General features: G+C 63.4%; 22 protein-coding genes. 11 read left to right on the top strand and 11 right to left on the bottom strand.

Features of this window, described 5'->3' with window-relative positions:
• Nucleotides 1-10 precede the first annotated feature (10 nt).
• Together E4P29_RS23460 and E4P29_RS23455 are read left to right on the top strand one after the other, a co-directional pair.
• Nucleotides 11-517: a GNAT family N-acetyltransferase gene (locus tag E4P29_RS23460; protein ID WP_135047396.1), complete on the top strand. Its 507-nt coding sequence runs from the start codon at nt 11-13 to the stop codon at nt 515-517.
• 10 nt (nt 518-527) lie between these two features.
• On the top strand, nt 528-1,088 hold the full coding sequence (locus E4P29_RS23455) for a sugar O-acetyltransferase (RefSeq protein WP_135047395.1): 561 nt from the start codon (nt 528-530) through the stop codon (nt 1,086-1,088).
• Here the strand turns inward: E4P29_RS23455 and E4P29_RS23450 are convergent.
• Nucleotides 1,080-2,633 (bottom strand): ABC transporter permease, encoded by a 1,554-nt coding sequence (locus E4P29_RS23450; RefSeq protein WP_245154460.1) that lies wholly within the window; start codon nt 2,631-2,633, stop codon nt 1,080-1,082. The genes E4P29_RS23455 and E4P29_RS23450 overlap by 9 nt on opposite strands.
• 26 nt (nt 2,634-2,659) lie before the next feature.
• A complete protein-coding gene (locus E4P29_RS23445; protein ID WP_032373463.1) occupies nt 2,660-3,424 on the bottom strand; it encodes an ABC transporter ATP-binding protein in 765 nt (254 codons plus the stop codon).
• A 71-nt stretch (nt 3,425-3,495) separates the two neighbouring features.
• On the opposite strand from E4P29_RS23445, the gene E4P29_RS23440 reads away from it, so the two are divergent.
• The gene (locus E4P29_RS23440) at nt 3,496-4,299 is read left to right on the top strand and encodes an SDR family oxidoreductase (RefSeq protein WP_135047393.1); all 804 of its coding nucleotides are present in this window, start codon (nt 3,496-3,498) and stop codon (nt 4,297-4,299) included.
• Between the two features lie 58 nt (nt 4,300-4,357).
• Nucleotides 4,358-5,923: a Na+/H+ antiporter gene (locus E4P29_RS23435; protein ID WP_135047392.1), complete on the top strand. Its 1,566-nt coding sequence runs from the start codon at nt 4,358-4,360 to the stop codon at nt 5,921-5,923.
• Here the strand turns inward: E4P29_RS23435 and E4P29_RS23430 are convergent.
• Together E4P29_RS23430 and E4P29_RS23425 are read right to left on the bottom strand one after the other, a co-directional pair.
• A complete protein-coding gene (locus tag E4P29_RS23430; protein ID WP_135047391.1) occupies nt 5,920-6,702 on the bottom strand; it encodes a pirin-like bicupin family protein in 783 nt (260 codons plus the stop codon). The genes E4P29_RS23435 and E4P29_RS23430 overlap by 4 nt on opposite strands.
• Nucleotides 6,703-6,736: 34 nt before the next feature.
• Nucleotides 6,737-7,228, bottom strand: coding sequence for a VOC family protein (locus E4P29_RS23425; RefSeq protein WP_032373460.1), 492 nt, complete (start codon nt 7,226-7,228; stop codon nt 6,737-6,739).
• Nucleotides 7,229-7,313: 85 nt separating this feature from the next.
• Here E4P29_RS23425 and E4P29_RS23420 point away from each other — a divergent pair, with 85 nt between their 5' ends.
• From E4P29_RS23420 to E4P29_RS23410, 3 genes are read left to right on the top strand one after another with little or no spacing between them, the layout of a single operon-like run.
• Nucleotides 7,314-7,766 carry a MarR family transcriptional regulator gene (locus E4P29_RS23420; protein ID WP_027495110.1) on the top strand — a complete coding sequence of 151 codons (453 nt, stop codon included), beginning with the start codon at nt 7,314-7,316 and terminating at the stop codon, nt 7,764-7,766.
• On the top strand, nt 7,763-8,485 hold the full coding sequence (locus E4P29_RS23415) for a pirin family protein (protein ID WP_135047390.1): 723 nt from the start codon (nt 7,763-7,765) through the stop codon (nt 8,483-8,485). Before E4P29_RS23420 ends, E4P29_RS23415 begins: the two co-directional genes overlap by 4 nt.
• 30 nt (nt 8,486-8,515) lie before the next feature.
• Nucleotides 8,516-9,325: an alpha/beta hydrolase gene (locus tag E4P29_RS23410; protein WP_135047389.1), complete on the top strand. Its 810-nt coding sequence runs from the start codon at nt 8,516-8,518 to the stop codon at nt 9,323-9,325.
• A gap of 2 nt (nt 9,326-9,327) precedes the next feature.
• Here E4P29_RS23410 and E4P29_RS23405 read toward each other — a convergent pair whose 3' ends face one another.
• On the bottom strand, nt 9,328-9,762 hold the full coding sequence (locus E4P29_RS23405) for a MarR family transcriptional regulator (RefSeq protein ID WP_135047388.1): 435 nt from the start codon (nt 9,760-9,762) through the stop codon (nt 9,328-9,330).
• 62 nt (nt 9,763-9,824) lie between these two features.
• Between E4P29_RS23405 and E4P29_RS23400 the strand changes: the two genes are divergently transcribed.
• Together E4P29_RS23400 and E4P29_RS23395 are read left to right on the top strand one after the other, a co-directional pair.
• On the top strand, nt 9,825-10,196 hold the full coding sequence (locus tag E4P29_RS23400; RefSeq protein ID WP_135047387.1) for a VOC family protein: 372 nt from the start codon (nt 9,825-9,827) through the stop codon (nt 10,194-10,196).
• An 18-nt stretch (nt 10,197-10,214) separates the two neighbouring features.
• Nucleotides 10,215-10,889, top strand: coding sequence for a DUF1109 domain-containing protein (locus E4P29_RS23395; RefSeq protein ID WP_245154459.1), 675 nt, complete (start codon nt 10,215-10,217; stop codon nt 10,887-10,889).
• Nucleotides 10,890-10,943: 54 nt separating this feature from the next.
• Here E4P29_RS23395 and E4P29_RS23390 read toward each other — a convergent pair whose 3' ends face one another.
• Together E4P29_RS23390 and E4P29_RS23385 are read right to left on the bottom strand one after the other, a co-directional pair.
• The gene (locus E4P29_RS23390; RefSeq protein ID WP_135047386.1) at nt 10,944-11,429 is read right to left on the bottom strand and encodes a GNAT family N-acetyltransferase; all 486 of its coding nucleotides are present in this window, start codon (nt 11,427-11,429) and stop codon (nt 10,944-10,946) included.
• Complete coding sequence (locus E4P29_RS23385; RefSeq protein ID WP_032367693.1) at nt 11,429-12,370, bottom strand: DUF808 domain-containing protein; 942 nt, start codon at nt 12,368-12,370, stop codon at nt 11,429-11,431. Before E4P29_RS23385 ends, E4P29_RS23390 begins: the two co-directional genes overlap by 1 nt.
• A 181-nt stretch (nt 12,371-12,551) precedes the next feature.
• Between E4P29_RS23385 and E4P29_RS23380 the strand changes: the two genes are divergently transcribed.
• Both E4P29_RS23380 and E4P29_RS23375 read left to right on the top strand, forming a co-directional pair.
• Nucleotides 12,552-12,959, top strand: a complete 408-nt coding sequence (locus tag E4P29_RS23380) for a hypothetical protein (RefSeq protein WP_230592058.1) — start codon at nt 12,552-12,554, stop codon at nt 12,957-12,959.
• On the top strand, nt 12,956-13,153 hold the full coding sequence (locus E4P29_RS23375) for a helix-turn-helix transcriptional regulator (protein WP_135047385.1): 198 nt from the start codon (nt 12,956-12,958) through the stop codon (nt 13,151-13,153). Before E4P29_RS23380 ends, E4P29_RS23375 begins: the two co-directional genes overlap by 4 nt.
• A 7-nt stretch (nt 13,154-13,160) precedes the next feature.
• Here E4P29_RS23375 and E4P29_RS23370 read toward each other — a convergent pair whose 3' ends face one another.
• The 4 genes from E4P29_RS23370 to E4P29_RS23355 are packed head-to-tail and all read right to left on the bottom strand — an operon-like array spanning nt 13,161 to nt 16,715.
• Nucleotides 13,161-14,135, bottom strand: coding sequence for a glycine betaine ABC transporter substrate-binding protein (locus E4P29_RS23370; RefSeq protein ID WP_032373453.1), 975 nt, complete (start codon nt 14,133-14,135; stop codon nt 13,161-13,163).
• Nucleotides 14,132-14,869, bottom strand: coding sequence for an ABC transporter permease (locus E4P29_RS23365; RefSeq protein ID WP_167735591.1), 738 nt, complete (start codon nt 14,867-14,869; stop codon nt 14,132-14,134). Before E4P29_RS23365 ends, E4P29_RS23370 begins: the two co-directional genes overlap by 4 nt.
• Nucleotides 14,866-16,074 (bottom strand): ATP-binding cassette domain-containing protein, encoded by a 1,209-nt coding sequence (locus tag E4P29_RS23360; RefSeq protein WP_032367689.1) that lies wholly within the window; start codon nt 16,072-16,074, stop codon nt 14,866-14,868. The genes E4P29_RS23365 and E4P29_RS23360 overlap by 4 nt, the downstream gene beginning before the upstream one ends.
• Nucleotides 16,071-16,715, bottom strand: a complete 645-nt coding sequence (locus E4P29_RS23355) for an ABC transporter permease (RefSeq protein ID WP_032367688.1) — start codon at nt 16,713-16,715, stop codon at nt 16,071-16,073. Before E4P29_RS23355 ends, E4P29_RS23360 begins: the two co-directional genes overlap by 4 nt.
• Between the last annotated feature and the right edge of the window lie 36 nt (nt 16,716-16,751).

Genomic DNA, 16,751 nt, shown 5'->3' with positions numbered 1-16,751 from the left:
CGATGGCAGGGTGCTCACCGTAGAACTCGCGTCTGCCGCCGACGCAGCAACGATACTCGACCTCCGGCACGCCGCCGAGGATTGGTTGGCCGCCCGCAGCATCGATCAGTGGGCACCGCGCGAGGTACCTCTGTCGACTGTTGCGGCCCAGATAGACGCAGGGGAGTTCTACATCGCTCGACGTCACGCCGGTGGCCCGATCGTCGGAGCCCTGCGACTGATTTGGGCCGATCCTGCCGTCTGGCCGGAGCCAGACGACGACGCAGGCTATGTGCACGGATTGGTGATCGACAGAAGCGAAGCCGGAACGGGACTGGGCACCTCGTGGCTCGAGTGGGCGACGCAGCGGACCCGACAGGAAGGGCGAGGGCTGCTACGGCTGGACTGCGCCGAGACCAACACCGCTCTTCGCAACTACTACCTTCGGCAGGGTTTCCAGTACGTCGGCCGTCGCGACTTCGACGGTGGCAGTTCGTGGTTCAGCGTGGCGCTGTTCGAGAAGCCGACCTGCTTGTAGCGTGTCCCCCATGGGCGAGAACCGTGATCGGATGCTGCGCGGCGAACTCTACCGAGACGGCGATCCTGACCTGGTGGCGTCTCGGGTGTCGTGTGGAAAGTTGCTCGACAGATTCAACGCGACCGAGGCAGACCAGGACGAAGCAAGACGTAAACTGCTCGGCGAGCTACTCGGTTCCATCGGAGCGGACTCGTGGATCATGCCACGATTCCAATGCGACTACGGCACATACATTTCCATCGGGTCCAACAGCTTTCTGAACTACGACGCCATTCTGTTGGACTGTGCTCCGATCACGATCGGAAACGACGTCTCGATCGGTCCGCGTGCGCAACTACTGACGGCGCTGCATCCCATGGAAGACCACGACGCTCGTCGATCTCGTTGGGAGAGCGCCCTTCCCATCACCATCGGAGACAATGTCTGGCTCGGCGGAGGCGTCATCGTCTGCCCCGGAGTCACGATCGGCGAGAACTCGGTCATCGGAGCCGGAAGTGTCGTCACCCGCGACGTACCGCCGCATACGTTCGCTGCAGGGAACCCGTGCCGGGCTATCCGCGCACTACCGTGAGATCACCGAGTTCAGGATTCTGTCGGAGTCACGAACCAGCGTGCCGACTGCCATCCGCGCGCCCCACCACATTCCCAGCCAGCCGATCGCTACGGCCATCGGGATCGACAGATACGCCCACGCTCCCGGAAGTAGCAGCGCGAGAAGCAGCGCTGGCACGACCGAGACGGCCAGGACCATTATTCCGAGTATGAGGAATACGAATGCACTTCCGGTGAACGACCCCCGTGTGTTCATCGAGAACGACTTCGTAGCTTCGGGCACCGGGTAAGCACCGCGTACGGAGTTCACGGCAGTCAGACCGGCGCTGACTCCGAGCATCGAGATCGTCACGGCGACAGGGATCTCCCATCGGTCGAGCCCTAGATCTCCGAACACTCGAACCACCAGGACCGGCACGATCGCGAAGGGGGTAGCAACCAGCAACCAGGCGATCTGCCGACCACGGATGTCGTCGGGGAGAGCCTGCGGAATCATCACCAGGTGCCACATCGAACCACCGTCGAGACCGTACGAATTCGATCCTGCACCCATCGCCATGAAGATCGCGATCCACGCACCCCAGGCTGCGCTGAACGGAATCGAGTCGGTCACCAGCGGGCCGATGCCGGCCAGCACTGCGAAGATCAGCACCGACAGCAGCTGACTCCGACGACGCATGTCACCGCGCCACAGGGACAGCTCGCGGGTCACTACCGCGCCGACCCGCGTCGCTCGCCACCCCGTCGCGCCGTCACGCCCCTGCTCTGCCGTCTGCTTACGGGTCGATCCCGACGACGTCGAGACCCGTCCCTCGAAGTGGCGTAGAACCAGGCGCTGCCAGGCCCATACAAGCGCGACGTCGAGAAGCAGCAATCCCAGCACCGCGCCGATCGCCAACAGCCAATTGCCCTCCAGCGCAGCATCGACGCCCGTGATGCCCCAGCCGAAGGGAATCGAATGGGCCAGTGTCAGCGGCCACGTCACTTCACCCGACAGCACACGATCGAGATTTTGTGTGATGGGGAACTGCAGGAAGTACAGGCCTCCGAAGACGGCACCGAACGCCAGTAACGCGAACTCGCGGCTGCGGCGACTCTTGAGTAGTTGCGACATGGCCAGCGTCACCACCCTCGACAGCGTCACGAAGAACACCACCGTCGCGGGCCAGGCCACGAGCGCCAGAGGCACTGCGGCAACCGACCGGGACAGAGCGTAGACCGGAATGGACGCTGTCGCAACGATTGTCAGCGGAACCACCATGCCGATCACCGACGTGGTCAACAGTGCACGGGCCAGGCGCGCGGGATCGACGGACAGCAATTGGAAGTGGCGGGGCTGAATGTTGTCGTCGGAGATACCCGACAGCACCGGGAAGAGCACCCAACTCAGGCCCGTCAGGGTCAGTCCGAGGCTTGCGGTGCCGCCCACCAATACCTGCGACGCGTCGGTTCGAGCCGCCATCACGCACGCGAGAACCGCGAAGGCCAGCCCCAGCAATCCGAACACGGTCTTAATTACCGCCTGTCCGCCCTTGAACTGTCTGCGGTAGAGCGTGATTCGCATCTGCAGGACGGTGCGACCGACCGACATCACGAGCGCATCCAGGACAAGCCGTCCGGGTTCTGATCTCGGGAACCGACAAGGCGCACGAAGGCGTCGTCGAGGGTGCCGCCGGCGCGCACGTCGTCGACCGTTCCCGCCGCCACGACTCGACCACCGGTGATGACACCGACGTGGGAGCACAGCCGTTCCACGAGGGCCATGACGTGACTGGACAGGATCACCGAGCCGCCGGAGCGAACGAACTGAATCAGGATGTTGCGGATCGTCGTGGACGAGATGGGATCGACGGCCTCGAAGGGCTCGTCCAACACCAAGAGGCGAGGTCCGTGCAACAGCGCCGAGGCCAGTCCGATCTTCTTGGTCATTCCGGCGGAATAGTCGGCAATGACGGTTCCGCCGGCATCGGCGAGACCCAACGCGTTCAGCAGCTCGTCTCGACGCTGCGCGATGACGTCCTCCGGCATCGCGCGCAGTCGACCGATGTACGTCAGGAGTTCGTGGCCGGTGAACTGGGAGGGCAAGGTCAGTCCGTCGGGCAGCACGCCGAGCAGCTCCTTCGCCGCGATCGGATCGGCCCAGACGTCACGCCCGAAAACGAGGCTTCGGCCGTACTGCGGTCTGAGCAGCCCGACCGCCATGGACAGACATGTCGTCTTACCAGCACCGTTGGGGCCGACCAACCCGAACATCGACCCGGGCGGAACCATCAACGACAGGTCGTCGACCGCAATCTTGGGGCCGAAGGCCATGCACATGTGCTCGAGTAGCAAAGCGGGAGGATTCGTTTGCATGGGTAACAGACTAGCCGGTATGGGCGGTTTCGTCATGCGCTACGAACCGACTGCACCGGTACCATCTGGGCATGAATCGCACCGCAGTGGTCACCGGAGCTTCGTCGGGCATCGGAAGGGCCGTCGCGTCGGCGCTGGTCGCCCGCGGTTACCGCGTTATCGGCACTTCTCGGAATCCGGATTCGATGCCCTCCGATCAACGGGCAGCAGGCGTCGAGTATCGAGCTCTGGACCTGACCGACACCACGTCGATCGGCGCATTCGTTGCCGAGCTGGGCGCCGTCGACGTTCTGGTCAACAACGCGGGCGAGAGCCAGTCCGGGCCCTTCGAGGAACTGCCGACCGACGCCATCGAGCGATTGTTCCAATTGAACGTTTTCGGAGCAGTGACGCTGTCGCAGAACGTCATTCCCGGTATGCGTGAGCGCGGGTACGGCCGCATCGTCATGGTCGGGTCGATGCTGGCGAGCTTTCCGCTCGCTTACCGCTCCTCGTACGCGTCGACGAAAGCAGCCATCAAGGGCTTCTCCGACGCCGCGCGGCTGGAACTCTCTCCGTTCGGCGTCTGGATGACCACCGTGGAGCCGGGATCGATCAACACCGGAATCAGCGAACGCCGCACCAAGTACATCGCAGCGGATTCGGTCCACCGAGACGATTTCCACACAGCGATCTCGTCACTGGACCGCAAGGAGGGAACCGGCATCTCCGCCGAGGACGTCGCCGAGGTAGTACTGAAGGCCATCGAGGCCGACAAGCCGAAACCCTTGTACGCCAGAGGAAGCAACGCACCGGTCGTGTTTCTGGCGCGACGGTTGCTGCCGGCGACATTCATGGAGAAGACGATCGCGAAGATGTTCGGGTTGAAGAGATAGTTTGAATCGCTGACCAGCGGGAACCCGGCCGTGTGAACTTCTTTTCTCTCGACCGAACGTGTTAGGCACTCTCGGGCTCGTTCTGGCCGCCACGGGGCTTATCGTCGCGGCGCAGGTGATCTCGAAGAAAACGACGCTGCCATCGGCAGCGCTGCTGACTCTGGCCGGCTTGGCCGTCTCGGCGTCGGCATTGCCCGACATCGTTCTCGACTCCGAGGTCGTTCTGACCCTGGTGATTCCGCCGTTGCTCTACAGCGCCGCGCTGAACTCCTCGTTGATCGCGATCCGTCGCAATGTGTGGACGATCCTGAGTCTGTCGGTCGCCCTTGTGGTGGCGACAGCCGCCCTCGTGGGCGTCGGTCTGTGGTTGCTCGTCCCGGGCATCACCCTGGCCGCCGGTATGGCGCTGGGTGCTGCTGTTGCGCCGCCGGACCCGGTCGCTGCCCTTGCCGTGGGTCGTCGCGCCGGCATCCCACCGAAACTCGTCACCCTCATCGAAGGTGAGGGACTGCTGAACGACGCGACGGCGCTGACGATGCTCACCGTCGCGATCGCGGCGATATCCAGTCAGGACATGACCTTCGTCCACGCGGGCGGGTTGTTCGTGCTGGCGGCGGCCGGCGGCATCATCGTCGGATTGGTGATCGCGCTGCTGATCCGCCTGGTACAGCGCTACGTTCACGATTCGCTGCTGCTCAACATCGTGTCGCTGGCGACCCCGTTCGTGGCGTACCTGGCGGCAGAGGAAGTTCACGCGTCGGGTGTTCTCGCCGTGGTCGTCGCGGCCCTGGTGATCGGCCACCACACTCGTCACGCTATCTCCGGAGCCAGCCGACTGCAGACCAGTGCCGTGTGGCGACTGATCGATCTACTGCTCGAGGGATTCGTGTTTCTGCTCATCGGAGAGCAGTTGCCCACTGTGGTCGGCGGCCTCTCGGCATACTCCGGAACGACCATCGCCCTCGCGGTCACGGTCACTCTGGCCGGCGTGCTCCTGCTGCGTCCGCTGTGGTTGCTCACGACCGGGCTGTCCGTACGCGAGGCGGTAGTGATGAGTTGGGCCGGCACCCGCGGCGTCATCACCGTCGCTGCGGTGTTCACGCTTCCTCTGACGATCGACTCGGGCGAGCCGTTCGAGAGCCGAGACCTGTTGCTGTTCTGCGCTTTTCTGGTGGTACTGGTCACCGTGGTGGGCCAGGGGCTTACCTTCGCGCCATTGGTGCGCGCGTTGAACGTCGTCGCGGACCCCGCCGCCGAAGCCCGCTTGCGGAACGAAGCACGTGAGGGATCGGCCAAAGCCGCACTGTCACAACTGGATCGCATCGCCGACGAAGAGAACCTCGACGACGAGGGCCGCGAGATCCTTCGGAACGAGCTCGAGCATCGCATCGACCGGTACCACCGCCGACTCGATCATCTCGACGAGACAGACGTCGGCGACGCGGTCATCTCACCGGAACAGGTTGCCGCGATGAGTACGCGCCGCCGAATCCTCGATGTGGAGCGAGAAGAGTTGTTGTGCTGGCGCGATGCCGGCCGGCTACCGGACAACAGCATGCGCAGTCTCGAACACGAACTCGATCACGAGGAGCACTCGTTCCGGCCACACCGAGAGACCGATTAACCGGCGATCGCGGCGTGCATCTCCCAGACGATCACTTCCGAACCGCTCGCGGTACTCAGTTGCTGACCGCCACCTCCGCTGACGCGCACGGCGTCACCCTGCGCGAGGGGTCCGACGCCCTCGAGCATCGCCTCACCCTCGGCCACGAAGATGTGCACGAACGGTGCGTCGGGGATCTCCACCGGAGCCTGCCCGGGCTGTAGGCGCGCCACGTGCATGGCGGCGTACTTGTTCTTGATGCGGATGGCTGCGTGATCAGCATGGTCGGGCATGCCGGAGGCCACGGGAACCAAACCACCGCTGAGCAATTCGTTGTCGATCTCGAGCTGTTCGTACCCGGGCGTAATGCCCTGCTCGTCGGGCACGACCCACATCTGGACGAAGCGAACCGGATCGCCGTGCTTACCCGCATACGAGCCGGCAGTATCGCCGAGTCGCCACGAATCGTTCTTCTCCGAGTGCAGAATTCCAGTGCCCGCGCTCATGCGTTGCGCGAGGCCGGGGTAGATGACGCCGGAATGACCCATCGAGTCCTGGTGCACCAGCGATCCCTGCAGAACCCAGGTGATGATCTCCATGTCGCGGTGCGGATGGGTATCGAATCCCATTCCCGGGGTGACGATGTCGTCGTTGTTGACCATGAGGACGCCGTGGTGGGTGTTACCGCGATCGAAGTGATTGCCGAACGAGAAGGAATGTTTGGAGTCGAGCCAGCCGATCTTGGTCTTGAATCGGTCGTCGGCGCGGCGGATGTCGAGTGTGATTGCTGCAGAGGTCATGTCATTGCCTCGAATCTCGAAAGTAGGTGTGTTCTCAGAGAACGTGCGAGCCGTACATCTCACCGAGCGGATCGGCGATGAGTTCGAGCCGTGCGCCGTCGGGATCGCGGAAGTAGAGCGAGACCTCGCTGTGCTCGATCAATTCGATTCCCGCGTCGATCAGCTTGGTGCGCAGGTGCTCCCAGCGGGTGGGCTCGACACTGATGGCCACGTGGTGCAGGCCGCCCAGCACCTCCGCGTACGGACCGACGTCGAGGCCCGGGAAGTCGAAGAAGGCCAACAGGTTGCTGTTGCCGATGTCGAAGAAGAAGTGGGAGGAGCCGGGGTAGTCGCGGTTCTCGATGAGCTCGGTCAGAGGGAACTCGAGCAGGTCTTGGTAGAACCGCACGGTCGCCTCGACATCGCTGCTGACCAATGCCGTGTGATGAAGTCCGCGGGCAGACGATGCCGGACGCTCGCCAGCAGGCTTCATGTACTGCTGACGGATGCGGTCCCGCTCTGTGGTGTGTGGATCTGTCTCGGTCATCGCTTCAGCCTCCGGTCAAGTAGTTGCTTCGTCAACTACCGAGAAGAGTACACCCGTTAGTTGCGTTGTCAACTAGCATGGGGGCATGGACTCACCACGGTGGCTCGGTGCCGACGAACAGCAGGCCTGGCGCGCATACCTCGATGCGACGCGGCTGCTGCTTCGCGACCTCGACAATCAACTCACACGCGACTCCGGGATCTCCTTCACCGACTTCGAGCTATTGGTCGTGCTGTCCGAAGCGCCCGACCGTCGCCGACGAATGAGCGAACTGGCCGACGCCGTCACCACGACTCGCAGCGGCGTCACCAGGGCCATCAGCCGACTGGTCGACAACGGCTGGGTCACGCGCGTCAAATGCGACGACGACAAGCGAGGAATGTCCGCCGAACTCACCGAAGCGGGCATGAACACCCTCGCCGCCGCCAGCCCGGGACACGTCGAAGCAGTGCGAGAGAAAATGTTCGATCTGGTGGACCCGAACGATCTCGCGGCTCTGACCCGGACTTTCACGGCGATGCGGAACCACGCATCGTGACCGTGACTCACATACGCGGTGCACAACGCCATCACTGGTGGAACGAGTGGCTCGACTCGAAGCAGTCGTTTCCCGCCACCGGCAATTACGACCTGGCGGCCAATGCACATGGGCTACTGATGGTGCACAACGAGGACACGGTGTTCCCGGGCGAGGGGTTCGACTCCCATCAGCACGAGAACATGGAGATCGTCACGTGGGTGTTGGAGGGGACGCTGAAACATACTGATTCCGAGGGCAATTCGGGACTGGTCTACCCCGGTCTCGTTCAACGCATGAGTGCCGGAACCGGAATTCGCCACACCGAGACCAATGCGTCGAGCCGGACCAGCCGAGAAAAGCTGCGCGTGGTGCAGATGTGGATCCCACCCGACACCGATGGAACCGACCCCTCGTACGAAGAGCTGGACGTGCAGGACCAGCTGGCGAATGGCGAGCTGGTTCCGGTGGCGTCCGGCATGCCGGGCCGCGGCGGCGTTCGGATCGGCAACCGCTACGCGACGCTGCATGCCGCCCGACTCGCACCGGGGGAGTCCGTCACCGTCCCTGACGCGCCGTACGGTCACGTCTTCGTCGCCGACGGTTCCGCCGTGTTCGAGACCGTCGGAGACGTTGCCCAGGGCGACGCGGTCCGACTCACCGCCACCGGAGGTCACCGTGTGACAGCATCGACGGCAAGCGAGATCTTGATTTGGGAAATGCACGCCGGCTTCGCCTGATCGAGTTCTTCTGACACAGGGAGATTCACCATGCCAACCGTTGTCACCGACGATGCCGTCTCCCTGAACTATCTCGACGAGGGCACCGGCCCGGCCGTGGTTCTCGTCGCCGGCTTCTGCGCACCGGCAACCACCTGGATGTTGCAGCAGAAAGCGTTGGTGGGAGCCGGATACCGTGTTCTGGCCCTCGATCGACGGGGTCACGGTGCCTCCGATGCACCGACACACGGAGCGTCGATGGAACGGCACGGACGCGATATCGCGAATTTCCTCTCGGAGGTGGGCGTCGACGAAGCCGTCTTGATCGGAGGTTCCATGGGGGCCAACACCATCTGGTCGTACGTCTCGCAGTTCGGCACCGACCGAGTTCGCGCCATCGTGTCGGTGGATCAGACACCGAAGATGGTGAACAGTGACGATTGGTCGAACGGCTTCTACGGTCTGACCGACAGCAATCGAACGTCGTTCTTCGACAGCGGAATACCCGATACGGGACACGGCCGACCGCAGTGGAAGTCCGTGCCTGCACTGCTGAAACTCGCGTTTGCATTGCGCGCGATGCCGAAGATGGCATCACCCGACACGGCCCCGATGAAGGCGCTACTAGCCGATCATGCGGCGCAGGACTGGCGCGCAACCATCTCCGGTACCGATAGGCCGTACCTCATGATTGCCGGACGCGACAGCCAGTTCTGGCCTGCTGCACATGCTTCCGAGTCCGCGAAACTCAGTTCGGGTGGTCGATCTGTGGTCTTGGAGAACTGCGGTCACGCTGCCAACATGGACCGGCCGAACGAGTTCAATGCAGCGATGCTGAAATTCCTCGACTCGATCGACTGAGGTTACGACTGCTCGCGCTCGTCCAGAGCCTCGGCACACGTAACGAGGTTGCAGTGCAACACTTCTCGCTCAGTCTTGGACAGCGACGCAATCATGGCGTGTTCCACAGCGGCGACAGCGGCCGACGCTTGCCGCAGGCGCTCCCTGCCCAGGGTTGTCACGTACAGCCGCTGATCTCGACCTGCCCCCTCGATCTCCACCAAACCGCCGCGCGTGAGGCCGGCCAACAGTTGATGGGTTGCCTGCCTGGTGACGAACACCGCGCGCGCCAGTTCGGCGTTGGACAGTCCCGGCTTGTGCGCGAGAAGTTCGAGGCTCGAGTACTGCGAGACGGTGATGTCGAGATCGCGTAGGCAGTCGTCCATCGCCGAACGCAGGGCGGACGTGGCCCGCTTGAGGGCGTAACCGATCGAGGTGTCGACATCCACTTGACTCATGTCAACATCTTGACATACGTTGGGTTCGTCAAGAACTTGACGAACCACTGAAAGGAACCAACATGACCACCGCTACCGTGTCCGGACCGAGCTTCCTCTCCCTCCAAGTCCGCGACCTCGCCGTAAGTGCAGACTTCTACGAATCGCAGCTGGGCCTCGTCCGCGCACCCCAGGCACCACCCGGCGCAGTGGTGTTCACCACCTCACCGATACCGTTCGCCGTCCGAAACCCCGCTCCCGAAACGGATCTCGACAGTGGTCAGCCGGGACTCGGAGTTGCCCTCTGGCTCGTATGCGACGACGCCGAAGCGCTCCACGAAAATCTCGTTGCTGCCGGCGTAACGATCGTGACCCCGCCCTTCGACGGCCCCTTCGGAAAGACCTTCGTCCTACGTGACCCCGACGGATACGCCGTCACCGTGCACAACAGTTAGTCCCGAAGTCATCGACAGATGTGGGACCCTGAGCGCGGATGCCACCTCCGACACGTAGGGAACACGACCATCATCGAGCGCCTGAAGAACCGCCTCATCGAGTCGGCGAACGCACCTCGAAAAGCTGCGAAACCGCCCGGACCGATCTTGCTGGCGTTCACCACGATCGCCGCCGTCACGTGGGTGTGCGCGTCCAGAAACTGGTGGCCCTCGCCCTACGGACAGTTCGCCTGGTTCGATCCGCTCCTCGCCGGAGCGTCATCGATCCTTGTGCTGCTGATCGTCGGGCTCATCTGGGCGATTCGCACCCTCCACGTCGTCGGCCAGGATCGACGATGGTCGTGGTGGATAGCGCCGGCTCCGTTGGTGGTGGCCTTGGCAGCGGCTGTTCTGGTACTGCTGCCCCCGGACTCCATGCTGGACCATCGCGACGAATTCGAGGCCGCTGCGCGAGAACTGAGTACACAGCCCCCGAGTAGCCGCGAACACATCGAGATCGGCCCGTTCGACATCAGCTCGGCACGCGCCACATCGGGTGGCGAGGTCTACTTCACCGACGACAGCGGCTTCTCGCTCATGAGCTCCGCCGGATGGGCCTACGCCCCAGGTGGGCCGCCCGCGGGATTCGACGACTTCACCGCTAGGCACCTGGACGGCCCCTGGTACGAATTCACGGCCATCTGGCGGGACTGATTTCCGGATCCGAGCGACGGGTCCTCGAGCTAGCTCGTCGGTGACGAAAGCTGTTCAGAGGAGCCGCTTTTCCAGCCACACCTCTGCATCGGGCTCGGCGTTGAACGCCGGTGCCTCCCGATAGCCGAGCTTGGAGTACAGGCCCCGGGCCTCGACTAGGTCCGCTCGCGTATCCAACCGCATTGTCGAGCGACGAGATTGGCGGACCGATTCTTCGACGAACTCGACGATCGACGCACCGACGCCGTTTCCACGGGCGCGCGCGTCGACGAAGACCCGAGTCAATTCTGCGATGTCGTCGGAGACGAAACGAGCACCACCGCAACCGACCAGCGTCGAGCCCAGGTATGCGACAACGAACAGGCCCGAATCACCCACGAGATCGTCGCTCGGCTCGTCGACCATGACTCGTCGTACTTCCTCGTCCGACGCCTCGCGGCCGTAGAAGCGTCCGACGATATCGACGTTGTAGCGAAACAAGATGTCGAGCGCCGGCTCCGAGGAGGGATGAACGACGGCGAACGTCGCCGATACAGGCACTACTTCGCGGCGGCCCGCTTGGCGAGCACCTTCGAGATCCCGAGCTGGGCAACAACGATGATGCAGCCGACGATCGCACCGATGACTGCCGACGCGAGAGTGTTGACGATCCACGCCAGCACTCCACCGACACCCGCGACCCCGCGCACCGCGTCCTCACCGTGGTGCACCAGCTCGTAGATTGGGTGGAAGCCGAGCTCGTCGATGCCCACGAGAAGGATGTGCCCACCCACCCAGAGCATGGCTGCGGTCCCGACAACCGACAGCACTGCCATCACCTTCGGCATGCCCTTGACCAGTCCGCGGCCGAACTTCTCGACGAACCCGGACGAGCCCTCGGCCAGCTTCAGACCGATGTCGTCCATCTTGACGATGAGTGCGACGACGCCGTAGACGACGATGGTGATGACCACCGCAACGACCGCCAAGATGATGAGGCGACTCCAGAAGCCCTCGCTCGCAATGGTGTCGAGAGCGATGACCATGATCTCGGCGGAGAGAATCAGGTCGGTCCGAACGGCACCGGACACCACGCTGTCCTCGTCCCGCGGCTCGTCCTCTGCCTCGGCGTGATGATCGCCGTGGCCGAACAGCGCGCCCCAGATCTTGTGCGCTGCCTCGTAGCTGAGGTAGCAGCCACCGAGCATCAGAATGGGCGTCAGCAGCCATGGGAGGAACTGACTGAGCAACAGGGCGATCGGCAGAATGATCAGCAGCTTGTTTCGAAGCGAGCCGACTGCGATGCGCTTGATGATCGGGAGTTCCCGCTCGGCAGCAAGGCCGCGAACGTACTGCGGGGTCACCGCTGCGTCGTCGATCACGACACCGGCGGCCTTTGCCGTCGCTTTGCCGGTAGCGGCTCCCACGTCGTCGATCGATGCTGCCGCCAGCCGTGCCAGCGCGGCCACGTCGTCGAGCAGGGCTACCAGTCCGCCGGCCATCAGTGATCTCCGAGTGAAGACGAATGCACGATCAGGCTCCTAGGGCTGAGTACGACGCCGAAATCCGGCAATCCACGTGCTCGAACCATACCGCCAGTAGCTCGCTGCGGACCACACATCGAAGTGCGATGTATGGTTTCCTATACGTATAGTGAGCTATACCAACGAATGGAGCATTCAGGTGAGACTCAGATGGATATCGGTCGCCGCTGTCGGCCTGGCCACGGCGTTGGCCACGGCATTGCTCGCCTGGCTCGTCTCGCCCGTCGCACCGGGGGTGGCGGCGGTGGTGTTCGGGTTCACCGCACTCCCGTTCGGTGCAATGCTGGGCTGGATACTGTTCGTCGCGCCGGTCACCGCCGACCAGACCTACACCTCGGGCGACAGCGTCGAAAGCCATTGGACGACATCCGCGTCCAGCGGTACGGCCACCGATCTGGTGACCGTGCTGGGTCTGACTCTTGCGGTGGTGTCCATCGCCCGCGTCGATCCCCCGGCCACGCTGCTGCTGACGGGCTTGCTGCTGGCGGCATTCGCATCGTTCACCGCGCGGTACGCGTTCGCGCGCTACCGGGCCCTGTCCGAGTGAAGAACGATGTTCGACGGCGCCGCACCGAGAAGGGGTGGGCTCAGAGCGAATTGGCCGAGCGAATCGACGTCACCCGACTGACGATCATCTCCATCGAGAAGGAGCGGTTCGACCCGAGCCTGCCTGTCGCCTTCCGCCTTGCCGCGGCATTCGACTGCACGATCGAGGAGTTGTTCGAGCCGGATACGAATTGACCGGACCTCACGTCACCAGGTCTTCGCTCTTCAACCACTCGTAGGCGACATCGGATGGGTCTTCGCCCTCGATGTCGACCCGCCCGTTCAACTCCTGCATCAGGTCGTCGGTCAATCGCTCGGATACGACGGCCAAAAGATCGGCGATCTCGGGATGCTGTTCGAGCACCGCGTCGCGCACCACCGCGGTCCCGCTGTAAGGCAGGAAGAAGGCCCTGTCATCCTGCAACACAGTCAGATTCAAGTTCTTGATTCTGCCGTCGGTGGTGTAGACCATGCCGAAGTTGCACGGTGAGCTGTCGGCGGTCGAGGTGTAGACGACACCCGCATCCATCCGCGTGACGTTGCCCGACGGTACGCCGTCGGGTGCGTTCAGTCCGATGCCGTAGGTGTCGAGCATCGGTCCGAAACCGTCGGAGCGAGAGAAGAACTCGTCGTCGACGCAGAACGTCCTGTCGGCCACGGGGAGCTTGGCCACATCCGACAAAGATGCGACACCCAGACGCTGTGCCGTCTCGGCCGAGGCGGCGAACGCATACGTGTCGTTGAAATTCGCGGGCGGTAGCCAATCGAGGTTGTGCTCACTCTTCTCGATGTCGCGGACGCGCTCCCACAGCTCCTGCGGATCACTGATCGTCTCGGTCTGGCTGTGGTAATTGACCCAGCCCGTGCCGGTGTACTCCCACAATATGTCGGCGTCGCCGTTGAGCTGAGCCTGTCTCGACGACGCCGACCCCGGTGCACCCGTCAAGTCGGTCACCTTCGCGCCGGCAGCGGCAAGGTATGTGGCCGTGATCTTTCCGAGCAATACGCCCTCGGTGAAGCTCTTGCTCGTCACCACAAGCGATGCGCCGTCCAGGGGGGTCGCACCGTCCGGAAGTGACGTGCTCTCGAACGTTCCCGACGAGCTGACCAACCCGCAACCGGCGAGTGCTGCCGTCAGCGCGAGAGCGGTTGCTGCCGTGGACAGTCGGCGAATCATGCCACTCCTCGTGGGGTCGCGATCAGTTCGACCACACGGCCGAGCCAGTCGATGATCAGTGCGAGCAGCGCGACGAGAACGGCACCGGAGATGAGTAACTTCGGTAGGAACAGCGTGGTACCCGTGGTGATGAGCGTGCCGAGGCTGGACGCCCCGATGAAGGTGCTCAGTGTCGCGGTGCCGACGAGAATGACCAACGCGGTGCGTACGCCGTTGAGGATCACAGGCACCGCGAGCGGCAACTCCACCTGCACCAGCGTGCGGAGGCCGGAGAACCCGATTCCCCGGGCCGCTTCGATGGTCCGCTGATCGACCTGCTGGATTCCGACGATCGTATTCTGCAGAATCGGCAGTATCGCGTAGACCACCAATCCGATGACGGCGGTTCGGAACCCGGTTCCGAGCCACATCGTCAGCAACACGATCAGACCGACCGCCGGAGCGGCCTGGCCGATGTTGGCGAAGTTGACGGCTACCGGTCGGAAATTCTTTGCCCTGTCGCGAGTGAGCAGGATGCCCAACGGAATTGCGATGGCGACGACGATCACGGTCGCGGTCAACGTCAACACGATGTGGTCGACGATCGTCGTCTTCAGATTGTCCCAGCCCAGTGATGCCAGCTCGGTAGTCGTCAGCGTCGTGGAGCGGTACCACAGGATGTAACCGACCCCGAGCACGACGATGAGGAGCGGCTCGAACCACACGTCCAACGGTGCGCGTCGAAGTCGATTCATGTTGCTGCGCCCTCGGTATGGGCCGAATACGAGACGTGACCGTCACCGGAGCGAGCATCCGAGAGTTGGCCCCGAATGACGGCCATCACGGTTGCGATCGTCAGGGCGCCGGTGACGGCACCGCGGCCGTCGGTGACGAGTACGCCGCCCTGACTGGCGGCCAGCATCGTGTCCAGTGCGTCGTTGAGCGTGGACGACGGTGCGACGGTGGGCAATCGCTCGTCGACATAGTCGGTGATGCGCTCCTTGGTGGCGACTTCGTCCAGCGACGGCCAGGCGCGGGGCCGGCCGTGTTCGTCGATGACGACGATCCAGGTGGCACCCTGAGCCCGAGCACGAGCGATGACCTCCTGCGACGCATCGCCCACCTCGGCGGTGACGACCGAGTCGTGGTCGACGTCTTTGACGCGGGACAACGTCAAATGTGCCAGCGTGGCCCCGGATCCGATGAACTCCTCGACGAACGGGCTCGCGGGTTTGGCCAAGATTTCTTCTGGCGTCGCATACTGCTCGATGTGGCCGCCCTCGGACAGAATCAGTACCTTGTCGCCGAGCTTCGTCGCTTCCTCGAAATCGTGGGTGACGATCACGATCGTCTTCGCCAGTTCGTGCTGGATGGCGATGAGGCTGTCCTGCAGCCGAACCCTGGTGATCGGGTCGACGGCACCGAACGGTTCGTCCATCAGCAACACCGGTGGATCGGCGGCGAGTGCTCGCGCCACACCCACTCGCTGTTGCTGTCCGCCCGACATGTCCTTGGGTAGACGATCGCGGAAGTCGGCGACGTCGAGTCCCACCAGATCCAGCAGGTAATCGGTTCGCTCGTCGATCTTCTTCGCGTCCCACCCCAGTACCCGTGGAATGGCTCCGATGTTCTTGGCGACCGACCAATGTGGGAAGAGTCCGCCGGACTGAATGACGTACCCGATCGACTGCCGCAGCTTGTCCGCATCCTCACCGGTGACGTCACGGTCGCCGATGAAGATTCGGCCCTCCGTCGGCTCGATGAGGCGGTTGATCATCTTCAGCGTGGTCGTCTTACCGCAACCCGACGGACCGACGAACGCGACGATGTGGCCGGCCTCGATATCGAGGTCGATCTTCTGCACCGCCGCCTTGTTCTGGCCCTTGTACTGCTTGACCACACCGTCGAGGCGAATCGAGGCGCCGGTGACCGTTCGCTCGCCGGTTGTGTTGTCCGTCATGACAATCCCTTCGAGATGGTGAGGCGCCCGAGAAGGACGAGCAGGCCGTCGAACACCAGGGCGATGACGACGATGAGCACTGTGCCGGTCACTGCCATCTCGACGGAATTGGTCCCGCCCAGTCTCGACAGGCCGTTGAAGATGAGTGACCCGAGGCCAGGCCCGAGTACGTACGCGACGATCGCCGCGACACCGACAACCATCTGCGTCGAGACGCGGATTCCGGTGAGAATGACCGGCCATGCCATGGGCAGCGAGACGGAGACGAGGATGCGGCTGCGCGAGAATCCGATTCCTTTCGCCGACTCGATCACGGTGTCGGGAACTCCACGCAGTCCGACGATGGCGTTGCCGATCACGGGCATGGCGGCGAAGAACGCGAGCATGATGAACGAGGGCACCACACCCAAGCCGAACGGGACGATGAGCAGCGCGAGCAACGCCAGAGACGGAATCGTCAGCGCTACTCGACTGGTCGTCAGCGTCAGTGCCGAGAAGAGAGGCAGACGATGGACTGCGATCGCGATGAGCACGGCCACGACCGTGCCCACCAGAACCGTCTGAAACGCCAGCGACGCATGTTGATAGGTCAGAAACGCGAGGGATTCACCCCGCCCCTGCAAATAGCCCCATAGATCCACGAATTCCCTCTCGCCCGGCAGATCGGACGACGAGCG

The organism is Rhodococcus sp. 1R11 (assembly GCF_004563845.1).
Classification (GTDB): Bacteria; Actinomycetota; Actinomycetes; order Mycobacteriales; family Mycobacteriaceae; genus Rhodococcoides.
This window is presented reverse-complemented; position numbering and strand designations above follow the sequence as displayed.

What these genes read in the sequence shown, in the direction of transcription:
- E4P29_RS23400 (WP_135047387.1), top strand. Translation starts at nt 9,825, where the DNA reads ATGACCACCGCTACCGTGTCCGGACCGAGCTTCCTCTCCCTCCAAGTC.
- E4P29_RS23385 (WP_032367693.1), bottom strand. Translation starts at nt 12,370, where the DNA reads ATGGCCGGCGGACTGGTAGCCCTGCTCGACGACGTGGCCGCGCTGGCA.
- E4P29_RS23420 (WP_027495110.1), top strand. Translation starts at nt 7,314, where the DNA reads ATGGACTCACCACGGTGGCTCGGTGCCGACGAACAGCAGGCCTGGCGC.
- E4P29_RS23445 (WP_032373463.1), bottom strand. Translation starts at nt 3,424, where the DNA reads ATGCAAACGAATCCTCCCGCTTTGCTACTCGAGCACATGTGCATGGCC.
- E4P29_RS23450 (WP_245154460.1), bottom strand. Translation starts at nt 2,633, where the DNA reads ATGCGAATCACGCTCTACCGCAGACAGTTCAAGGGCGGACAGGCGGTA.
- E4P29_RS23395 (WP_245154459.1), top strand. Translation starts at nt 10,215, where the DNA reads ATGTGGGACCCTGAGCGCGGATGCCACCTCCGACACGTAGGGAACACG.
- E4P29_RS23370 (WP_032373453.1), bottom strand. Translation starts at nt 14,135, where the DNA reads ATGATTCGCCGACTGTCCACGGCAGCAACCGCTCTCGCGCTGACGGCA.
- E4P29_RS23430 (WP_135047391.1), bottom strand. Translation starts at nt 6,702, where the DNA reads ATGACCTCTGCAGCAATCACACTCGACATCCGCCGCGCCGACGACCGA.
- E4P29_RS23455 (WP_135047395.1), top strand. Translation starts at nt 528, where the DNA reads ATGGGCGAGAACCGTGATCGGATGCTGCGCGGCGAACTCTACCGAGAC.
- E4P29_RS23405 (WP_135047388.1), bottom strand. Translation starts at nt 9,762, where the DNA reads ATGAGTCAAGTGGATGTCGACACCTCGATCGGTTACGCCCTCAAGCGG.
- E4P29_RS23360 (WP_032367689.1), bottom strand. Translation starts at nt 16,074, where the DNA reads ATGACGGACAACACAACCGGCGAGCGAACGGTCACCGGCGCCTCGATT.
- E4P29_RS23410 (WP_135047389.1), top strand. Translation starts at nt 8,516, where the DNA reads ATGCCAACCGTTGTCACCGACGATGCCGTCTCCCTGAACTATCTCGAC.
- E4P29_RS23425 (WP_032373460.1), bottom strand. Translation starts at nt 7,228, where the DNA reads ATGACCGAGACAGATCCACACACCACAGAGCGGGACCGCATCCGTCAG.
- E4P29_RS23440 (WP_135047393.1), top strand. Translation starts at nt 3,496, where the DNA reads ATGAATCGCACCGCAGTGGTCACCGGAGCTTCGTCGGGCATCGGAAGG.
- E4P29_RS23365 (WP_167735591.1), bottom strand. Translation starts at nt 14,869, where the DNA reads ATGAATCGACTTCGACGCGCACCGTTGGACGTGTGGTTCGAGCCGCTC.